The sequence below is a fragment of the Salana multivorans genome (assembly GCF_003751805.1).
GTDB lineage: Bacteria > Actinomycetota > Actinomycetes > Actinomycetales > Beutenbergiaceae > Salana > Salana multivorans.
This window is the reverse complement of sequence record NZ_RKHQ01000001.1, coordinates 1,997,117-2,016,190: the sequence shown is the minus strand read 5'-3', so window position 1 is coordinate 2,016,190 and position 19,074 is coordinate 1,997,117. Positions and strand designations below refer to the sequence as shown.

19 protein-coding genes are annotated in these 19,074 nt (G+C 75.2%); 8 read left to right on the top strand and 11 right to left on the bottom strand.

From position 1 onward, the window contains the following. Window positions 1-245: 245 nt before the first annotated feature. The 3 genes from EDD28_RS08645 to EDD28_RS08635 are packed head-to-tail and all read left to right on the top strand — an operon-like array spanning window position 246 to window position 2,346. Window positions 246-785, top strand: coding sequence for a thiamine pyrophosphate-binding protein (locus tag EDD28_RS08645; protein ID WP_123739238.1), 540 nt, complete (start codon window positions 246-248; stop codon window positions 783-785). Beyond that, window positions 785-1,351 (top strand): thiamine pyrophosphate-dependent enzyme, encoded by a 567-nt coding sequence (locus tag EDD28_RS08640; RefSeq protein ID WP_148059578.1) that lies wholly within the window; start codon window positions 785-787, stop codon window positions 1,349-1,351. The genes EDD28_RS08645 and EDD28_RS08640 overlap by 1 nt, the downstream gene beginning before the upstream one ends. After that, the gene (locus EDD28_RS08635; RefSeq protein ID WP_211339148.1) at window positions 1,348-2,346 is read left to right on the top strand and encodes an asparaginase; all 999 of its coding nucleotides are present in this window, start codon (window positions 1,348-1,350) and stop codon (window positions 2,344-2,346) included. The genes EDD28_RS08640 and EDD28_RS08635 overlap by 4 nt, the downstream gene beginning before the upstream one ends. Window positions 2,347-2,489: 143 nt before the next feature. Here the strand turns inward: EDD28_RS08635 and EDD28_RS08630 are convergent, their stop codons facing one another. From EDD28_RS08630 to EDD28_RS08605, 6 genes are all read right to left on the bottom strand, one after another. Continuing rightward, on the bottom strand, window positions 2,490-3,455 hold the full coding sequence (locus tag EDD28_RS08630; protein WP_148059577.1) for a hypothetical protein: 966 nt from the start codon (window positions 3,453-3,455) through the stop codon (window positions 2,490-2,492). A 243-nt stretch (window positions 3,456-3,698) separates the two neighbouring features. Beyond that, window positions 3,699-4,787: a type 2 isopentenyl-diphosphate Delta-isomerase gene (gene fni / locus EDD28_RS08625; protein ID WP_123739234.1), complete on the bottom strand. Its 1,089-nt coding sequence runs from the start codon at window positions 4,785-4,787 to the stop codon at window positions 3,699-3,701. Further along, entirely contained in the window at window positions 4,784-5,881 is a 1,098-nt protein-coding gene (locus tag EDD28_RS08620; RefSeq protein WP_123739233.1) for a phosphomevalonate kinase, read from the bottom strand. The genes fni and EDD28_RS08620 overlap by 4 nt, the downstream gene beginning before the upstream one ends. Further along, a complete protein-coding gene (gene mvaD, locus EDD28_RS08615; RefSeq protein WP_211339147.1) occupies window positions 5,878-6,891 on the bottom strand; it encodes a diphosphomevalonate decarboxylase in 1,014 nt (337 codons plus the stop codon). Before mvaD ends, EDD28_RS08620 begins: the two co-directional genes overlap by 4 nt. Next, window positions 6,888-7,886: a mevalonate kinase gene (mvk, locus tag EDD28_RS08610; protein ID WP_123739231.1), complete on the bottom strand. Its 999-nt coding sequence runs from the start codon at window positions 7,884-7,886 to the stop codon at window positions 6,888-6,890. Before mvk ends, mvaD begins: the two co-directional genes overlap by 4 nt. Window positions 7,887-7,911: 25 nt before the next feature. Continuing rightward, on the bottom strand, window positions 7,912-8,838 hold the full coding sequence (locus tag EDD28_RS08605; protein WP_123739230.1) for a 5'-3' exonuclease: 927 nt from the start codon (window positions 8,836-8,838) through the stop codon (window positions 7,912-7,914). Window positions 8,839-8,898: 60 nt separating this feature from the next. On the opposite strand from EDD28_RS08605, the gene EDD28_RS08600 reads away from it, so the two are divergent. From EDD28_RS08600 to EDD28_RS08590, 3 genes are all read left to right on the top strand, one after another. Beyond that, on the top strand, window positions 8,899-9,312 hold the full coding sequence (locus tag EDD28_RS08600) for a phage holin family protein (RefSeq protein ID WP_123739229.1): 414 nt from the start codon (window positions 8,899-8,901) through the stop codon (window positions 9,310-9,312). After that, window positions 9,290-9,667: a DUF3618 domain-containing protein gene (locus EDD28_RS17690; RefSeq protein ID WP_123739228.1), complete on the top strand. Its 378-nt coding sequence runs from the start codon at window positions 9,290-9,292 to the stop codon at window positions 9,665-9,667. Before EDD28_RS08600 ends, EDD28_RS17690 begins: the two co-directional genes overlap by 23 nt. A gap of 120 nt (window positions 9,668-9,787) precedes the next feature. After that, window positions 9,788-9,982, top strand: coding sequence for a DUF3073 domain-containing protein (locus EDD28_RS08590; RefSeq protein ID WP_123740017.1), 195 nt, complete (start codon window positions 9,788-9,790; stop codon window positions 9,980-9,982). Window positions 9,983-10,039: 57 nt separating this feature from the next. Here EDD28_RS08590 and purM read toward each other — a convergent pair whose 3' ends face one another. Beyond that, window positions 10,040-11,149, bottom strand: a complete 1,110-nt coding sequence (gene purM, locus EDD28_RS08585; protein WP_123739227.1) for a phosphoribosylformylglycinamidine cyclo-ligase — start codon at window positions 11,147-11,149, stop codon at window positions 10,040-10,042. A gap of 50 nt (window positions 11,150-11,199) precedes the next feature. Beyond that, a complete protein-coding gene (locus EDD28_RS08580; protein ID WP_123739226.1) occupies window positions 11,200-11,676 on the bottom strand; it encodes an SRPBCC family protein in 477 nt (158 codons plus the stop codon). A gap of 135 nt (window positions 11,677-11,811) precedes the next feature. Between EDD28_RS08580 and EDD28_RS08575 the strand changes: the two genes are divergently transcribed. Further along, window positions 11,812-12,015: a hypothetical protein gene (locus tag EDD28_RS08575; protein ID WP_123739225.1), complete on the top strand. Its 204-nt coding sequence runs from the start codon at window positions 11,812-11,814 to the stop codon at window positions 12,013-12,015. Window positions 12,016-12,026: 11 nt separating this feature from the next. Here the strand turns inward: EDD28_RS08575 and EDD28_RS08570 are convergent, their stop codons facing one another. Beyond that, complete coding sequence (locus tag EDD28_RS08570; RefSeq protein WP_123739224.1) at window positions 12,027-12,752, bottom strand: DNA-binding response regulator; 726 nt, start codon at window positions 12,750-12,752, stop codon at window positions 12,027-12,029. A gap of 132 nt (window positions 12,753-12,884) precedes the next feature. Beyond that, window positions 12,885-15,551, bottom strand: a complete 2,667-nt coding sequence (locus EDD28_RS08565; RefSeq protein WP_170169405.1) for an Ig-like domain-containing protein — start codon at window positions 15,549-15,551, stop codon at window positions 12,885-12,887. 272 nt (window positions 15,552-15,823) lie between these two features. Here EDD28_RS08565 and EDD28_RS08560 point away from each other — a divergent pair, with 272 nt between their 5' ends. After that, complete coding sequence (locus EDD28_RS08560; protein WP_123739222.1) at window positions 15,824-18,217, top strand: sensor histidine kinase; 2,394 nt, start codon at window positions 15,824-15,826, stop codon at window positions 18,215-18,217. Between the two features lie 5 nt (window positions 18,218-18,222). Here EDD28_RS08560 and EDD28_RS08555 read toward each other — a convergent pair whose 3' ends face one another. After that, window positions 18,223-18,957 (bottom strand): hypothetical protein, encoded by a 735-nt coding sequence (locus EDD28_RS08555; RefSeq protein WP_148059576.1) that lies wholly within the window; start codon window positions 18,955-18,957, stop codon window positions 18,223-18,225. Window positions 18,958-19,074: the final 117 nt, after the last annotated feature.

Genomic DNA, 19,074 nt, shown 5'->3' with positions numbered 1-19,074 from the left:
CCCCCCGCGACACGAGCCGGTGACGGGTGGCACTCCGGGTGAACCGGACGTCGGGGCGCCCCAGTCCCCATCTCAGTGGGGCGCCCCGGCACGCGCACCCGCCGACGGCGCGCGTCGCCCCCCGACCACGTCGGGGCGAGCGTCGTCCGATCGCGCGGCGCCGGCCGACCGGCCACGACAGGGCGCACGGCGCCTCGACGCGTCGACGCGTCACGCGCGCCGCGCCGAGGCGGCACGATAGATCCATGACCGTCGTATCCGCCGCGGACGCCGCCGACGCCCCGCCGGGCACCCGCGTGGCCACCGCGACCTGGGAGTCCCTGCGCGCCCACCGGCTCGGCCCCTACCTCGCCACCCCGGACGGCATCCTCGCGCCCCTGCTCGAGCTGCTGGCGGCGCGGGAGGACTACCGCACCGTCTCCCGCGAGGACAACGCGGTCGGCATCGCCGCCGGGATCGGGCTGGCCGGCGGCAGCGCGACGGTCCTCATGCAGAACTCCGGGCTGGGGCTCGCCGTCAACGCGCTGGCGTCGCTCGTCGCGCCCTACCGCATCCCCGTCCTGCTCGTCGTGAGCCAGCGCGGCACCGACGCCGACACCACCGAGGAGAACCTCGCCATGGGGCGGCTCACCGCGCCGGTCCTCGACGGGCTCGGGATCGCCCACGCGACCCTCGACGCGACCGACCTCCCCGGGCACGTCGCCCGCGCCGCCGTCGCCGTCCGCGAGGAGCGCCGGCCCTACGCGCTGCTCGTCCCGCCGGGGCTGTTCGGGTGGCGGCCGTGATGCGCAAGGTCGACGCGGTCGCGGCCGCCGTCGCCGCCCTGCCCGACGCCCCGACCGTCTTCACCACGGGGTTCACCGCGCGGCTCGCGACCGACCGGCCGAACCACCTGCCGCTCACCGGGTCGATGGGCCTGGCGCTGCCGGTCGGCATCGGGATCGCGCGCGGCAGCCGGCGCACGACGCTGGTGCTCGACGGCGACGGCAGCCTGCTGATGAACCCCGCCGGTCTGCTCACGCTCGGGGCCGAGCCCGACCTGCCGGTCCTGCACGTCGTGCTGGACGACGGGGTCTACGCCTCGACCGGGGGCCAGCCGAGCCCGGGCGGCCGCGTCGACCTCGTCGCGCTGGCCGGCGCCGCCGGCGTCCCCGGGCACGTCGCACGCACGCCCGAGGACCTGGCCGAGCTGCTGACCGGCCTCGCGGCCGACGGGCGGGCCGCGTTCGTCCACGCTCCCGTGGCGCCCGACCTCACCCCGCCCGGACCCCGCGTCGGGACGGGGCTGGCGGACGTCGCGGCGCGGTTCACCCGCTGGTGCCGGCAGGACGCGACTACCCTGTCCCGGTGACCCTCCTGCCCTCCGACGTGGTCGAGCTGGCCGTCGTCGAACGCTCCGGTTTCATCGAGTCGCGACACCTCGGGGCCGCGGTGGTCCTCGGTCCGGACGGGTCGGTCGAGCGGGCGCTCGGCAACGTCGACGCCCCCGTCTTCCCGCGCTCCAGCCTCAAGCCGATCCAGGCGGCGGTCTCGGTCGCGCTGGCCGAGACCCTGACCGGGCGCGAGCTCGGCCTCGCCACCGCGTCGCACTCGGGGACGGACGCGCACGTCGCGGTCGTCGAGGGGATGCTCGCCGGCGGCGGCCTGAGCTCGGCCGACCTCGGCTGTCCGCCCGCCGTTCCGGGAGATGCGGCGGCCCGGCGCGCGTTCGTCGTCGCCGGCCACGAGCCCGACCGGATCCACATGAACTGCTCCGGCAAGCACGCGGCCATGCTGCGCGCGTGCGTCGCGCGCGGCTGGCCGACGGCCGGCTACCTCGACCCGGGGCACCAGCTCCAGCTCGCCATCGCCGACCTGCTCGGCGACGTCGCCGGCGAGCCGATCGCCGCCGTCGGGGTGGACGGGTGCGGGGCGCCGCTGTTCGCCGTGTCGCTGCTCGGGCTGGCCCGCGCGGTGCGGTGGGCGACGTCCGAGACGGCGGCGGACGAGGCGGAGCTCGAGCACGCGGCGGAGCATCGCGCCGTCGCGGCGGTCGTGCACGAGGTGCTGGCGCACCCGTGGACGATCCACGGGCCCGGCCAGGAGAACACGATCGTCGCCGAGGAGCTCGGGGTGTTCGCGAAGGGCGGCGCCGAGGGCGTGCTCGTGCTGGCCGTCCCGAACGGGCACGTCGTGGCGCTCAAGGTGCTCGACGGCTCGCCCCGCGCCACCTCCCTCGTCGGCCTGGAGCTGCTCGCCGCCGCCGGCGCGATCGGGCGCGCGGACGCCGACCGCACCGAGGCCCGCCTCGACCTCGCCGTCCTCGGCGGCGGGGAGCCCGTCGGCCGCATCCGCGCCACGGTCTAGCCGGGCTCGCCCTCACCCGTCCGCTCTCCGCGGATCGGACGGGGCGCCACCCGCGTCACCGGCGCATCACCGCGGGTCAGCGCGCTCCAGCCCGTCGCACCGCTGGGTGGCCGATGCGCAGATCCGCGGAGAGCGGACGGGGCTCATCCCTCCCGCGCGCGAGCCCGTCGGCGCGGGGGCGTCCCGGTCGCCCGCCCGCTCGGGCGCATGGCCTGGGCGCGCGCCCACTCGACCTGATCGGCCACCCACGCCGGGGTGCTGCCGTGCGGTGGCAGCGCCCCCTCGCGCACCACGTCGAGCACGTCCCGAACCGCCTCGACGACGATCTCGGGCGTGCAGTCCTCCCAGGCGAACCGGATCGGAACGAGGCCGAGCCGCAGCAGCGCCCGGTCCCGCCGTCGGTCGCCGCGATAGGCCGCCCGGTCCCCGTGATAGGCGAACCCGTCCAGCTCGACGACGATCCGCCCCTCGACGAGCAGGTCGACCTCGCCGACGCCGGGGATCCGAACCCCGGCCGCGACGCGCAGCCCGGCCCGACGCAGCGCCAGCCTGATGACGGTCTCGACCCGGCTCCTCGCGCGGGTGTCGACGTCCACGCGCAGGGCCACGGCCATGCCTCGCGAGCGTCCGGCCACCCGGTCGAGCACCTCCTCGAGCGTCGGCGCTCCGGGGCGGTCGCAGGTGAGGTCGAACAACGCCACGACGTCGTCGTAGGCCAGGCACCGGACTGCCGCCACCAGGGCATCCAGGACCGTGGCGACCGGAACGTCGCCGTCGCGCTCGACCTCGCCGTAGTGCAGCCGGGTGCCGGGGCGATGGGGGTGGCCGCCGCGGCGGCTCGGCACGCAGCAGTGCACCACCGACTCGTCGCCCGGCACGTCGACGCCGTGGTGGCGCAGCGCCGAGACGCAGCACAGCACGGCGTTGAGGAGGACGGCACGCGTGATCGCCGCGGAGGCTCCCGGGACCGCGTAGCAGCCGCGGCCGATGCGGACGAGCTCACCCCTCCCGACGAGGCGCGCCAGGACGTGCCGCTCGGCGCCGATCTCCCGGTACCGCGCCGCGCCGCCCAGCCGCCTCACCCGCGCGAGCGCCTGACGTTGGTTCACGAACATAGTCAAACAATGTCGTATCGCCTCCCGCAAGCGAGCACCCAGCGCCTGTGGACGACCGGGCCGTCCGCTCTCCGCGGACGGACCACGGCCACACCACCTCGGCGCGCTCGCTCGCGGACGAAGCCGCAGGTCAGCGGGATGCCCCGCTGGCTACGCGGGATAGGGCTGGACGCGGATCCGCGGAGAGCGGACACCCTCGGCCGGACGCGAACCGGCCGCCGACCGCCCGAGCGAGGCTCAGACCTGGGACCAGGGGCTGCGGCGCGCGTAGGCGGCCGCGTCGATGCCGCGCAGCTCGGCAACCTCGCGCACCGGCCCGGTGAGCAGCACGTCCGTCGCGCGCAGGTCCGCGACCGTCTGCGCCCCGAGCAGCGCCATGAGGTCCGCGACCTCCTCGAGCCAGGTCCGCACGAGCGCCACCAGCGCGTCGACGCCCTCCTCGACCAGCACCCGCAGGAACGTCCCGGCCACCCCGACGGCGTCGGCCCCGAGCGCGAGCAGCGTGACGACGTCGAGCGCGTGCCGCACCCCGCCGGACGCGAGCAGCCCGATGCCGCCCCGCGCCGCGCCGACGCCGGGCAGGTCGGAGGACTCCAGCAGGCACGTGACCGCCGACTGGCCCCAGCCCGCCAGGTAGCCCCGCTCCCCCGCCGGCCGCCGGGCCGACTCGATCGCGCCGAAGTCCGTCCCGCCGCGGCCGGCCACGTCCACCGCGGCGACGCCGAGGTCGCGCAGCGCCGCGACGCTCCCGCGGGAGAGCCCCGCTCCGACCTCCTTGACGACGACCGGCACCTCGACCGCGTCGACGATCTCGGCGATCGCCTCCGCCCAGTGCCCGAAGGCGCGATCGCCCTCCGGCATCGCGATCTCCTGCGGGGCGTTGACGTGCACCTGGAGCGCGTCGGCCCCGAGCGCCTCGACCAGCCGCGCCGCGTCCGCGCCCGAGACGTTGGCGTTCGTGTTGGCGAGCACGAACCCGTCGGGGTTCTCCTCGCGCAGCACGGTGAACGTCGGCAGCGTCGCGGGCTCGCGCAGCACGATGCCCATCGAGCCGACCGCCACCGGGACGCCGGTCTCGCGCGCCACGATGCCGAGGCCGCGGTTGACCTCGGCGGTCCGCGCGCTGCCGCCGGTCATCCCCGTCACGTAGAGCGGCACCGGCCAGCCCAGCGCCGGCGACGCCAGCGACACGTCCGACGCCGCGCCCCCGGCGAGCGCGTGGTGCACGAACCGCACGTGGTCGGTGTCCCGGACGCTCGTCCCGTCGTGCTGGGCGAGCGCGAGGCGCAGGTGGTCGTCCTTGCGCCGGGCGGTCGGGCTGGTCATGACGTCTCCTCACTCACGGTCGCCGGCGCCGCGATCCGCAGCGCCAGGGGCACGACGCCGACGGCGGCCCACCCGGTCGCGAGATCGGGGTCCTCGGCCGGCCCGCCGACCGCGATCCCGCAGTCCCCGCCGCCGGCGCCCGACCCCTTGGCCGCGTACCCGTGCCGTTCGGCCACCTCGATCAGGGCGGCCAGCTCCGGCGTCTCGATCGCGACGCCGACCAGCTCGCCGAGCCCGCGCAGGAGCCCCCGGGCGCGCCGGACGGCGTCGCGCGCGCGGTCCGCGTCGTCGGCGTCGATCGCGCCGCGCAGGTCCGCCACGACCGCGCGCGACCCGGCGAGGAACTCCGCCGGGACCCCGGCGGCGCGCACGGCGGCGACGAGGTCGGTGGTCGACGCGGGGTCGCCGGTCCAGCCGATCCGCAGGCCGAACGCAGCCGGGACGGGCAGCGCCGTCGCGGCGAGCCCCGGCCAGTCGTCAGCGACCAGCGCGGCGACGCGGTCCGGGGCGCGCGCCTCGCCGGGTCCCGCGTCGGGTCCCGCGTCCCGCGCGGCGACCCAGCCGCGGTCGGGCGAGGAGTAGGCGACCCAGCCGCCGAGGAGCGAGGCCGCGACGTCGCCGCCCGAGGCGCGCGGGTTGACGCGGAGGGTGGCGAGGATCGCGGCCCGCAGCCGCTCGGCCGCGGTGAGCCCAAGGCCGTACCAGGCGTCGAGCGCGCGGACGGCCGCGACGGTGACCGCCCCGGAGGAGCCGAGGCCGTACTTGCGCGCGGGATGGTCGGCGGTCGCGGCGTCCTTGAGCGCCGAGGACGTCGTCATGGCGTAGGGCGCCGCCGTGCGGCCCCGCGCGGCGGCGAGCGCCTCGACGACCGCACGCACCGCGCCGACGTAGCGGCCCTGCTCGACCGGACGCTGCGTCGGCGCCTCGTCCAGCACGAGGGTGACCCGGCGCTCGACGCCGACGAGCACGGCCGGGTACCCCGACTCGACCACGGCGTACTCCCCCGCGACGAACAGCTTCCCCGGCGCGGTCGCGACGACGCGACGCGATCCCCGGACGGCGTCCGGCGCCGCAGCCGGTACCGCCGACGTCACGGCAGCGTCTCCGTGCGCAGCCCCGGTCCGGGACGGGCGAGCAGGACGCGCCGCCGCGCGCCGTCCGGGGCGAGCGCGAGCGCCTCGCCGACCAGCTCGAGGTCGCGGGCCGCGCACAGCACCTTGACGTTGGGCCCGGCGTCCATGGTCGCCCACGCGCCGACGCCGTCCGCCCGGAGCGCGGCGACCGCGTCGAGCACCTCGAGCGAGGCCGGGGCGAGGTAGCGGACGGCGGGGTAGGCGGCGAGCATCGTCGCGTGCATCCGCATGGCGCTGGCCTCGGCGATCTCGCCCAGCACCGTGAGGTCGCCGGCCGCGATCGCGGCCGTGGCCGCGGCGGCGTCCAGCTCCGTGTGCTCGACCCACGCGGGGAAGTACGGCGAGGTCGCGACGGTGCTGGCCATCGCCTCGCGGCTCCCGATCGCCTTCGGCCCGGCATCGAGGACGACGACGGCCATCGCGACGTCGAGGTCCGGTGCCGTCGGCAGGGGCTCGGCGTAGGAGGTCTCGTCGCCGCGGACCGGGTCGTCGAGGTCGCCGGCGTTCCACCGCACGAACCCGCCGAACACCGACCGGGAGGCCGACCCCGAGCCGCGGCGGGCCAGCCGGGAGAGCCCGCGCCGGTCCAGGTCGAGCCCGTAGGCGCCGGCCGCCGCACCCGCGAGCGCCGCGAACGCCGACGCGCTGCTGGCCAACCCGGCCCCCGTCGGCACGTCGTTGCGGGAGACGACGCCGGCGCCCCGGCCGGCCAGCTCCGGCGGGACCTGGGAGCGCACGAGGTCGAGGAAGCGGACCACCTTGGTGCGCGGGGCGCCCTCCAGCCGGACGCCGTCGAGCTCCACCTCGTCCGGGGCGCCCTCGGGCAGGAGCGTCACCGTCGTCGTCGTCCGGAAGGCGTCGAGCGTCAGCGAGACGGAGGACGTCGCGGGCAGCATGAGCGCGCCGTCCCGCTTGCCCCAGTACTTGACCAGCGCGATGTTGGCGTGCGCGACGGCCGAGACGGCGGTCACGACGACGACCCCTCGAGACGGTGCTGCCACGTCGCGACGGCGCCGGCGAGACGCATGGCGGTCGCGACGCGGCGCGCGGCCTCGTCGTCAGCGGCGAGCGCGATGACGCAGCCGCCCTGGCCCCCGCCGGTCAGCTTGGCCCCGTAGGCGCCGGCGCCGACCGCCGCGTCGACGATCCGGTCGAGCTCGGGCGAGGAGACCCCGAGCTCGCGGAGCATGCCCTGCGCCTCGGCCATCTTGGCGCCGAGCTGCTCGGGGCGCCCCTGCGCCAGGTCGAGCGCGCCCTGCTGGGCGAGCGCGCCGAGGCCGGCCATGAGGGCGGGGCCGCGCAGCGGGTGGCGCTCGAGGAACGAGGTGACGCTCGCGACGGCGCGTCGCGTCCGGCCCGCGACGCCGGAGTCGGCGACGACGATGACGGCACGCGTGCGGTGCGGGAGCACCCGCGCGACGCCGGCCTCGAAGATGATCGGCTCAGCGGCGGCGGTGGCGTGGGCGTCGAGACCGCTGGGCGCGCCGTGGGCGACCTTCTCGCCGACGCCGACGAGGTCGAGGTAGAGCTCCTGGCTCAGCTCGGCCCCGGCGAGGTCGGCGAGCGCGCGCACGATCGCCCCGGCAACGGCCGCGGAGGAGCCGAGCCCGCGCGCGTGCGGGACCTCGCCGGTCACGGTCACCTCGACGCCGGACCCCGAGAGACCGAACTCCTCCAGGCAGGCGAGGATGACGGCGCGCGGGGACTCGAGCAGCTCGGGCGCCCCGTCGAGCGGGCCGGAGTAGACGTCGGTGACGATCGTGCTCTCGCCGGGCCGGCGCTCGACGTCGGACGCGGCGGGAGCGGCGGAGCCCTCGACGTCGTCGACGTCGTCGAGGAGGCGCGCGGTGGCGCAGACGCCGAGCCCGTCGATCGGCAGCGCGACGGCGGGAGCCCCGTGGACGACGGCGTGCTCGCCGAACAGGATCACCTTGGCGTGAGCCGAGCCGCGACCTGTTCTGAGCACGCCGCAACGCTACCCTTCGCCGGCGTCAGCCGGCGGTCAGGGCGGCCCGCAGGCGGGTGACGCTCGACCCGAGCCCCCAGCGCGAGGAGAGGGCGGCGAGCGCGGCGGCGTCGCGCGGCTCGCCGGGCAGCTCCGGGTCGGCCTCCGGGAGGTCGGCGTCGCGCAGCACCCGGACCACGCCGGGGGCAACGGCCAGGTACTCCGCGCCCGCCAGCAGCTTCGCGCGCTGGCCGGCGGAGAGGTCGGAGCCGGGGTCGTCGGCGGCCGCCACGACCCCCGCCAGCGTCCCGAACCGGCCGAGCAGCCCGGCGCCCGTCTTCTCCCCGATGCCCGCGACGCCCGGCAGCCCGTCCGACGCGTCGCCGCGCAGCACGGCGAGGTCGGCGTAGGCGTCACCGGAGGCCACGCCGTACCGCTCGGCGAGCCGCGGCTCGTCGATCACGTCGAGGTTGCGCACGCCGCGCGCCGTATAGAGCACGCGCACGCGCGGCGAGACGAGCTGGAACAGGTCGCGGTCGCCCGTGGCGATCTCGACCGTCGTCGTCGCGTCGGCCGCGAGCGCCCGGGTGGTGAGCGTCCCGATGACGTCGTCGGCCTCGCAGCCCGCGGCGCCGACGCGCGCGATCCCCAGCGCAGCGAGCACCTCGACGATGAGGTCGACCTGCGGTCCGAGCTCGGGGGGCGCGTCCTCGCCGCCGTCGGCGGCCACGCGGTGCGCCTTGTACGACGGAAGGGCGGCAACGCGGAACTCCGGGCGCCAGTCGTCGTCCCAGCAGGCGACCAGACCGGAGGGCCGGCGCTCCCGGACCAGGTAGGCGATCATGTCGAGGAACCCGCGCACGGCACCCACCGGGGAGCCGTCCGGAGCGAGGATCTTCCCCCGGTCGCCGAAGAAGGCGCGGTAGTACAGCGACGCCGCGTCGAGCAGCAGCAGGGGACCCCGAGTCGTCATGCGCCAACTCTCCCACCGAGTTCGTGGAAAACTGGTGACAGCAAACGGGAGGATCGACCGATGTCACAGAATCCGCTGCAGCCCACGCTCGGCGAGCTCGTGTCCAGCCTGACCCAGCAGATGAGCGCCCTCGTCCGGGGTGAGATCGACCTCTTCAAGGCCCAGCTCATGGAGAAGGGCCAGAAGTTCGGCATCGCGGGCGGCCTGCTCGCCGGGGCCGCGCTGCTGGCGTTCTTCGGGTTCGGGACGATCATCGCGTGCCTCGTGCTCGCGCTGGCCGAGGTCCTGGCGCCCTGGCTGGCCGCGCTCATCGTCGCCGTCGTGCTGTTCGGCATCGCCGGGGCGCTCGCGTTCGTCGCGAAGAAGCAGATCGACGCCGCGGGCGAGGTCAAGCCGGAGCTCGCCCAGGGCCTCAAGCAGGACATCGCCATCGTCAAGGAGGGCCTCAGCCATGAGCACGACACCGCCGAGTAGCGCCGACGAGCCGGCCGAGGAGAAGGCGCCTCGTCGCTCGATCGCCGAGATCGAGGCCGAGCTCGCCCGCACCCGCGAGGACCTGAGCCGCACGGTCGACGAGCTCGCCGTCCGGATCGACCCGCGCACGCAGGCCAAGGAGGCCGTCGCCCGGACGAAGGAGGCGGCAGCCGAGACCGTCGCGCTGGTCCAGGACGTCGCGGAGGAGAAGGCCGTCGCGGCCCGCGAGCTCGCGACGGAGTTCGCGGACGACGTCAAGGCCGGTCAGCCGCGCGCCCTCGCGATCCTCGCCGGCGCCGCGGCCGCCGTCGCCGGCGTCGTCGTGGCCGCCGTCCTCGCGGGCCGCCGCCGCTGAGACGAATCGCCAGGTCAGCGAATCGCCATGTAACCTGGTACGCGGCACACCGAACAGTTCCCCGGCGCGACTACGGCCACACGATGTCGCGTTGGCACCCGAGTGGAGGGGGTCGAGTCCATGGGACGCGGCCGTCAGAAGGCAAAGCAGACGAAGGTTGCGCGGCAGCTTAAGTACTACACGCCGCCGACCGACTACAAGGCTTTGGAGCGCGAGCTCGGGCACTCCGGCGTCGGCACCGGCGTCGTCGACGACCCCGTGTACGACGAGGACCCCTACGCCGACACCGTGGAGTGGGACGAGGACGAGGACTAGCTCCTCGTCACCCCTCCGGGCCGCCCGCTTCCGGGCCGGCCCGCCGACCGCCGAGCCTCAGCTCGCGCGGTAGCTCCCCTGCATCACGACGGCTCCGCCGCGCACGCCCTTCGTGCCGGTGACGAGCTGGTGGTGCGTCACGTCGTCGGGCACCTCGACGCGCACCCGGCCGAGCTCCCACGCCCCGATGCCGGCGGCCCCCAGGATCGCCACGGCGGCCTCGTACGCCTCCGGCGGCACGATCGCGACCATCCCGACGCCCAGGTTGAGCGTGCCCTCGAGGTCGACCACCTCGGCCCCGGCGCCGCTCGCGAGCAGCGAGAAGACCGGCGGGACGACCCACGACGCCCGCTCGACGTCGGCGACCAGCCCCGGCGGAAGGACGCGCGCGAGGTTCGCGGCGAGACCGCCGCCGGTCACGTGCGTGAACGCGTGCACCTCGACGACCTCGGCCAGGTCGAGGCACGCCCGCGTGTAGAGCCGGGTCGGTTCGAGCAGCTCCTCGCCCAGCGTGCGCCCGAGCTCGTCCACGCGGCGCTCGAGGCCCCAGCCCGTCGTCGCGAGGACGTGGCGGACGAGGGAGTAGCCGTTCGCGTGGATGCCGGAGGACGCCATCGCGACGAGGACGTCGCCGTCGCGCACGCGGTCCGGTCCGAGGACGCGGGAGGCCTCGACCACGCCGGTCGCGGCGCCCGCGACGTCGTACTCCTCGACGTCGAGCAGGCCCGGGTGCTCGGCGGTCTCGCCGCCGACGAGGGCCGTCCCGGTCTCCTCGCAGCCGCGGGCGATCCCGCTGACGATCGCGGCGATGCGCTCGGGCACGACGCGGCCGCACGCGATGTAGTCGGTCATGAAGAGGGGGCGGGCGCCGCAGACCACGATGTCGTCGACGACCATGCCGACGAGGTCGATGCCGATCGTGTCGTGCTTGTCCAGGCGCTGCGCGATGGCGACCTTGGTGCCGACGCCGTCGGTCGAGGTCGCCAGGAGCGGCCGGGAGTAGGTGAGCAGGTCCGAGGCGTCCCAGAGCCCGGCGAACCCGCCGACGCCGCCCAGCACCTGCAGGCCCTGGGTCCGGCCGACCGCCGCCTTCATCAGCTCGACGGCGCGGTCGCCCGCCTCGACGTCGACCCCGGCCTCGCTGTACAGATCGCTCACGGATGCCACGCTACCGTCCGCGGCCCCGGCGGTGGCGGCCTGTCCACGGCCCCGGGGGCTCACGCGCCCGCGCGGACCTCCGCGAGGACGACGGGGTCGGCGCAGCCGCGCGCGAAGCCGGCGATCCGCCGGTCGATCTCGCGCTGCAGGACGCGCGCGCCGATCCGCTCGGCCAGCGGGGCGAGCCAGGCCGGGCGGCAGGCGAAGCTGTACTTCCAGGTCGCCAGCGTCCCGCCGTCGGCGGGCTTGAACCGCCAGCCGCCCGCGAGGTTCGCGAAGAACCAGGGGCCGGTCACCATCCGCATGCCGACGTTCGTCGGCGGCGCGTACGACACGTACTCGCTCACCATGGTCAGCCCCGAGGTGTGCCGGGTGAGCGTCCGCACCCCCCTCGCGGGCGCGACGGCGTCGTCGAGGAACCGCTGGCGACGGACGAACGGGTCCCAGCGCAGCCGCGTCGCGCCGGTCGTCTGGGACACCGCGAACGCGGTCGCCGGGTCGATGGGAACGACGATCGACGATTCCACGACGGGCATCCGCCCACGGTACCCGCGCCGCGCCGAGGGCGCGCCGGGCCACCGGCCGTCGTCAATGCAGGTTGACACCACGACATCGCGCTGTCATCCTAGGTTGACGGGATCCCCGATCCCGACCGCCAGCAGGAGGATGACATGACGCGCACGTCGCTCGGGGCCGCCGACCCCGACCCGCTCCAGGAGCTCCTCGCGATCAGCCGCGAGCGGGCCGACCTGGAGCGCCGCCAGGAGGTGGCCGTCCGCCGCGCCCGCAACACCGGGTACTCCTGGGCCGCGATCGCGATGTTCCTCGGCGTCAGCCGGCAGGCGGCGCACAAGAGGTACGGCCGCGGGACCTGAGCGAGGGCGGCCTACTCCGCGGGCTCCCTGGCGTCCCCGGCCCCCGCGGCGTCCGTCCACACCGACGAGGCCGATCCCGACTCCGGGTCGATCAGCCCCTCCGACCAGGCGATCCGCCCGAAGTCGAGCTTGGACCGCACCGGCACCCCGGCCGCGGCGTACTTCTTCTTCACCCGGTCGAGGTACTGCTTGGCCGTGTCCCGGCCGATGCCCATCGACGTCGCGACCTGCTCGACGGTGAGCCCCGTCGCGTAGAGCACGAGCGCGCGCTCCTCCTGCTGGCTCAGCCGCGGCCGGTCCGGGTCGCCGGCGAGCACGGCCGCCAGCTCCGACGTCATCCACTCCTCGCCGCGCAGCGCGGCGTGCACGCCGGCCAGCACGTCCTCCTCGGGGTCGCGCTTGCCGACGACGACCGTGACGCCGGCGCGCACGATCCGGCGGACCAGCGGCGGCGAGGACATCGCCGTGAGCACGACGATGCGCAGCCCCGCCCGGAGCAGCGCCGCGACCAGGTTCACGTCGACGTTCGGCTGCCGCTCGACGACGAGGTCGAGGACGAGCAGGTGCGGCCGGTGACCCGGTGGCGTCGACCGCACCCACGTCATGAACTCCGGCAGCGACTCGCCGCTGAACACGATCGTGAAGTCGCCACCGCGCAGGAGCAGGTCCTCGGTCCGAAGCCGCTGCAGCCGGTGGTCCTCGACGATGGCGACGCGGCAGGACGCGGCGCGGCCCATCGGCCTCCTCGATGACACGTTCCCTCAACCCCCGAGTCCCTCAACCCCGAGCGACGGCGTTCCCTCGCACGCCCCCGCGCGTCGGATGGGGCGGCGCCCCCTGGGTCGCCGCCCCATCCTCCCGCATCGCGCCTAGGCGGTGCGACGACGGGTCGCGAGCACCAGGGCACCGCCGGCGGCCAGCAGCACGAGCGTGCCGAGCGCCACCATCCCGACGCCGGAGGCGCCCGTGTCGGACAGGTGCCCACCGGAGCTCGCGCTCGGCGACGGCGTCGCCGTGGACGAGGTCGACGGCGTCGGCGTGGGCGTCGGCGTCACGCACGCGGGCGTGGTGAGCTCGGCCGGCTCGCTGTCGACGCCGTCGACCGTCTGGGTCACCGTGTAGCTGGTCCCGCAGGCCAGCTCCGCCCCGTCGAACGACCAGGAGCCGTCCTCCGCCACGCGACCCGTCGCGACCACCGCGCCGTCCCCGTCACGCAGCGTGACGGTCGCGCCCGGCTCACCGGTCCCCCGGACGACGTCCGCGGTGACCTCCTCGACGACCGGGGCCGCCGGCGCCGCCGGGCAGTCCTGCGTCGTGAGCTCCGCCTCGTCGCTCTCGACCCCGTCGACGATCTGGACGACCGTGTACGTGGTGCCGCAGGCCAGGCCGGAAGCCGTCCAGCTCCCCTCCGCGTCGACACTCGCCTCGGTGACGTCCTCGCCGTCGGCGTCGCGCACGACGACGGTCGCCTCGGGCTCGCCCGTCCCGGTCGCCGACGTCGCGGTCGTCCCGGTCACGACGGGCGGCCCCGGGGCGACGGTGACGTCCTGGTCGATGCTCGAGTACTGCGACGTGTTGCCGCTCGCGTCCACCGTCTGCACCCGCAGGTACCCGGTGGTGTGCGCGGTGGGGATGGACACGCGCTGACCCGGCGTCACGTCGGCGATCGCACCGAGGTACTCCTCGGCGTGGTCGTCGGCGGTCCAGTAGACGTGCAGTGTCACGGGCGCGGTGGCCGCCGTGTTGCCGGCCTCGGGCTCGGGCCGGGTCGCCGTGAACGAGCCGGTCGTCCCGTCGAGGCGGACGTCCTCGGCGCGGAACGTCTGCACCTTGTGGTTCACCAGGCCGGTGGTGTTCCAGACGAACCACTGGCGACCGTTCTCGGTCTCGGGGTCGAAGCTGCCCTGGGTGTGCTCGCCGAACGTGTTGCCGGTCACCAGCGTCCTGCCGATCGCGTTGACGACGATCGGGGCGTCGCTCCACCCGTCGAACCCGTCGATCGCGTTGTCGACGATGCTCCAGCCGGTGCTGGTGTCGGCGTTCGCGGCGCTGGACTCCAGCCACACGTACACCGCCCAGTGGTTGTTGAGCGTGCTCGGCAGGTCGACGCCCGCGCGGTCGAGGTGCTGGACGAGCTCGTTGCCCCGCACGACGCTGCCCGCCCCCGGCGCGATGATCGCGATGGAGGAGCGGCTGCCGTCGGCGTGGAAGTCGTGGATCGTGTTGTTCTCGATCACGACGTTCGTCGCGGGGGTCGCCCCCTGGACGCGGATCCCGTCGACTGCCCAGGGCGTGTCGAGGACGTTGTCCGCGACGGTGACGTCCTCGAGCGTTCCCTGCAGGTGGATCGCGGCACCGGCGGGCTCGAGCGTGCGGGTGAAGGTGTTGCCCGAGAGGACCGCGTCGGTGATGGTCGCCCCGACCATGAGGATGCCGCGCGTGAGCTCGGCCTCGTTGTTCGTGAGCTCGAGACCGCTCCAGGTGGCGGCGTTCGAGCCGATGATCCGGGAGAGCGGGGCGGAGGTCGACGCCCCCGTGAACGTGTTGCCGTCGATCACCGTGTCGGTGAAGGTCTGGGCGCCGCCCTCGAAGTAGAACACGTTCCGCTCCGGGCCTGTGCCGCGCAGCACGGTGTTGCCCGAGTAGACCAGGCCCGTCACGTCGACGCTCGGGTTGACGTAGACGGCGTGCGTCGTCGAGCTCTCGTCGCTCGCGCCGAACGTGCTGTCCCGCACGGTGAGACCGTCGACGATCGCGCCGTCCTCGATGTCGAGGTGGCCGTAGGCCGACTCGACGCCGCGGCTCGTCACGTTGTCGACGACGACGTTCGACACCGTCGTCGGGTTGGCGACGGAGCCGTCGATCAGGATCGAGCTCCACCACTGGCTGTGGAAGACGCTGTCCTCGATGGTGACGTCCGACGCCCCGTCGAGCAGCGCGACGCCGACCTCGGAGATGGCGCTGTCGGGGTCCTTGAACTCGATGCCGGAGATCCTCACGCGCGCGCCGTCGATCGCGATGCCGGCCGCTCCCGCCTTGAGATTCGCGAGATTCTCCAGCACGACGTCGTCGGAGTGGACGTAGAAGCCGGCGAAGTCGGCGTCCGTCGTCGTGGTGATCGCGGGAAGGTTCGTGAAGTCGATCGTCACGGGGACCGCGGAGTCGACGAGGTACCGGGCCCCGAGGAGACCCGCGATCTCGTTGCCGACGCCGATGGTGGCGTCGTGCATCGCGCAGACGGTGCTGTTGAACGAGATCTCGTCGAGCCCCTCGGCGAAGACGATCCGGACGCCGTCGGCGTTAGTCGAGGCGTTCGCCGCCTCCAGCGCGGCCTGGAGCGAGCCGGCGATCGCGGTGCCGTCGGGGTTGCAGCGCTCGTTGGTGGTCACCGTGATGACGTCCTCGGCCGCGAACGCGGCCGGGGACGCGGCTCCGGCGATGACCACCGACAGCCCGGCGGCCGCGGCCAGCGAGCGCAGCCGCACCCCCGCCTTCCTCCCGGTCGGTCCCTCGACCCGACGTCTCTCGTCATTCATTGATTGGTCTCCCTCGTCGATATGAGCTCGAAGTGAATGAGAACCGCGAGAAACTGGCAACGACATCGAGAAGAACGGTCGTCTCCCCACCCCTGCCCACAGTCCTGGTTCGAGTAAAGGGGCGCGTCTCGCCGGGCGGCAAACGTCGCGGGGAAAAGGACCCCCGAACGGGGGTCATATCCACTCGCCGGCGTCTTTGCCGGCCCACTCGGCTACTCTTTCTCGCGGATGGCTCAGGGAGCGGGGGCTCGGCTGGAAGCAGGGGTGAGGCGATGTCCCCGTCGACTCCCGACGGCGCGCCGCGCTACCTGGCTCCCCGACTCATCGAGTCCCTGGTGGCGGACGGTCCCGGGTGGGCGTCGGAGTCGCTGCGGCGAACCGTCCGGCGGGTGGCGCTCACGCTCGTCGCCGACTGGCAGGTCGTCATGGTCCTCGCCGCGCTGGCATCGCTGGGGTGGGGGGCGTGGCAGCTCGCGACGGCCTGCGCGGCCCTCGGGGGGTACGCGCTGGTCGCCGGCTACTCGCGTCGCCGGCTCCCGGTCTGGTTCGTCGCGGGGGCGATGGCCGCGCTGAGCGCCTGGGCGCTGGTGGCGGGTGGCCACCCGAGCTCGGTCCTGGTCCTCGCCGCCTGCTGGCAGACCAACTTCGCCAGTCTCACGGCCGGGTTCCTCGAGCTGCGCGGGCGGGCCGTCGCGCAGGTGGTCCTCGCGGCCGTCGCGGTCGCCGCCACCGTCGCGCTCCTGCTCCCGGAGTGGGGGCCGGCGATGCCGATCACCGTCGTCGTGACGCAGATCGCGATCATCGTCGCGCTCCGCTGGGGGCTGCGCTCGGTCCTCGCGCTGACCGCGACCGCCGATGCCGACGTCGCCGCGGCGGAGCGGACGATGGCGCAGGCCGCGGTCACCCGGCGGCTGAGCGCGCAGATCGCCGAGGACGCGGCCGTCCTGCACGACACGGCGATCAACACCCTCGGCGCGATCGCGCGCGGCGGCGCCGCGACCGCCGACGTCGACCAGGTCCGCGAGCAGTGCGCCCACGACGTCGTGCTCCTGGACTCCCTCGTCCGCGAGCGCCGGGACCTCGCCGGGGAGGACCGGACGCTGCGGGACGCGCTCGCGGCCTCGGGCCTGCCCGTCGAGCGCCGCGGGCTCGACGACGCGTCCCTCGACGCCCTCACCCGGCGCCTCGACCGCAGGACGGTCGCCGGCATCGTCGGCGCGGTGCACGAGGCGCGCCGCAACGCGACGAAGCACTCCGGCGCCGCGTCCGTCGTCGTCTCCACCGCCGTCGACGCCGGCCGGCTCACGATCGAGGTCCGCGACGAGGGGGTCGGCTTCGACGGCGACGTCCCCGAGGGGCGCGGGATCGACCGGTCGATCGCGACCCGGGCCCGCGCCGGCGGGTTCACGGCGCGGATCCGCACGGCGCCCGGTGCCGGGACGAGCGTCGAGCTCGGGGTGGCGCTGCGGCCGGAGCCGGACGCCGGGGGCACCGACGACGCGAGCGGCGCGGGCGAGGCGGCCAGCGCCGGGCGGCCGTCGTTCCCGCTGGACGTCGAGATCCTCCTGACGAACCTCAACCACCGGGCCGGGCTGCTGTGGGGGCTAGGGGTCACGGCCGTCGGGGTGGTGCTCACCGTGAACGGGGGGACGCGGCGGCTCGACGTCCTGCTGCCGATGATCGCGATCATGGCGCTCGCCTGGCTCGGCGCGCGGACCTGGGCGCGGCGCTCGCCGACCTGGCTCGGCCGGACGGGACTGATCGTCGCGACCTGCGCGGTGTTCGCCCTGTCCGCCGCCGCGTCGGGGTTCGGCACCGATCACGTCATCGACTGGCAGGCGCTCGCGGCGACGGGCCCGGCGATCCTCCTCCTCTCGACCCGGCCCAGCACCCGGGTCCTGGTGGCCCTGGCGCTCGCCTGGACGGGCGTCGCCGCCGCGATCGCGGCCCTCGTCCTTCCCCACTCGCCGACGGCGTCCGGCAACGTCGCCGTCGCCGCGGCCGTCGGGATCGTGTTCGCGGCGTTCTGGGCTCGGGCGCAGCGCGTCGCGGAGGCGCTGGCGCGGCGCACCGCCGACGTCCGCGGCCGCGCCGCCGAGGCGCAGATCGCCGAGGCCGCGGAGCGGGCGGCCCAGCTCAGCTACCTGCGCTGGGTCGATGCCGGCCTCGAGCCCGCCGTCGCCCTGCTGCGCGCCATCGCCGACGGGCGGAGCAACCCGGTCGACGCCGCGACCCGCCGGGCCTGCGACGAGGAGGAGCGACACCTGCGCCAGCTCCTGCCGATCAGCCCCGAGCTGGTGCACCTCGGCCACCACCTCGTCCCCCTGCTGCGGCTCGCTCGCGACCGGAGCGTCTCGTGCACGCTGCGCCTCGGCGACCGGGACACCGAGGACGAGGCCGTGGCGCTCGCCGTCTCGGGGACGATCAGGACCGTCATCGAGGCGGCCGGGACCGGCGACGTCGTCATGGCGTCGGTGTTCCCCGTCCACGACGGGCTGCAGCTCACGATCACCGGCCCGCCGCGGGCGCTGGTCGCCCTCGACGCGTCCGGTCGCGCGCCGGGGCCGGGCGCAGTCGGGGTCGAGGTCGCCGTCGAGGCGTCCGCCGACCTCGCCGTCGCCCTTGCCGTGTTCCCCGACGTCGGGCGGTCGAGCGCGGGCCCGTGACCGGTCTACGGCTCGGACGAGCTCCCGCTGCCGGCCGCCTCGACGACCGACGTCAACGCGTCCGTCAGCGCCTCGCGGTCGACGACCGGCGGCGCGAAGCCGCCCTCCGGGGCGAGAACCGCGGCCCAGATCGTGTCCGTGTGCAGCATCCAGCAGCCGGCGCTGGACGTGGCCGGCGAGCCGCACGCGATCCCGTCGTCGGCGGTCTCCTCGTCACCGAGCGCGGTGCTGAACACCGCAGCCGCATCCTTCGCCGACGCGTAGGTGAAGGCGACGACGACCAGGAAGTCGGGAAGGTCGCTGCAGTCAGGACCCGGCCCGGCGCCGGTCTGGACGATCATCGACGAGCCGGCGGGTCCGTCCCCCACGCCCGGCCCGGCTGCGTCCGCCGAGGCAAGGGGCGAGCTCGAGTCGATGTAGAAGAACGGCTGATAGGAGAAAGCCTCGTCCGTGGAGGGCGCCGGGATCGGCGCATCCGTCGTCGCCCCGGGGTTCGTCGTCCAGTCGTAGACGTCGATGCCGTAGGCCCAGCCGTCGGCGCACGTCTGCGCAGCGATCGCGTCGAGCGTCGTGCCGTGCAGAAGAGCGAAGCCGTCGAGTGCCGAGGGAACCGTCGTCCCGTTGATCACCGCCGTCGCGGGCTCCGGAGTGCTCGACCCGCACGCCCCCAGGAGTGTCGCGGCCGCGAGCGTGGCGACCACTCGCGTTGCGCGGGTCGTCGTCGGCAGGAAGGTTGGCACGGATCCCCCACGAAGTCATCGGCCGCGAGCGTGGCGACCACGAAGGCATGCTATCGGCCGACGACGAGCGGGGCCGGGCGACGGCGGACGGCGGGCGCGTGACAGAATGGTTCGTCA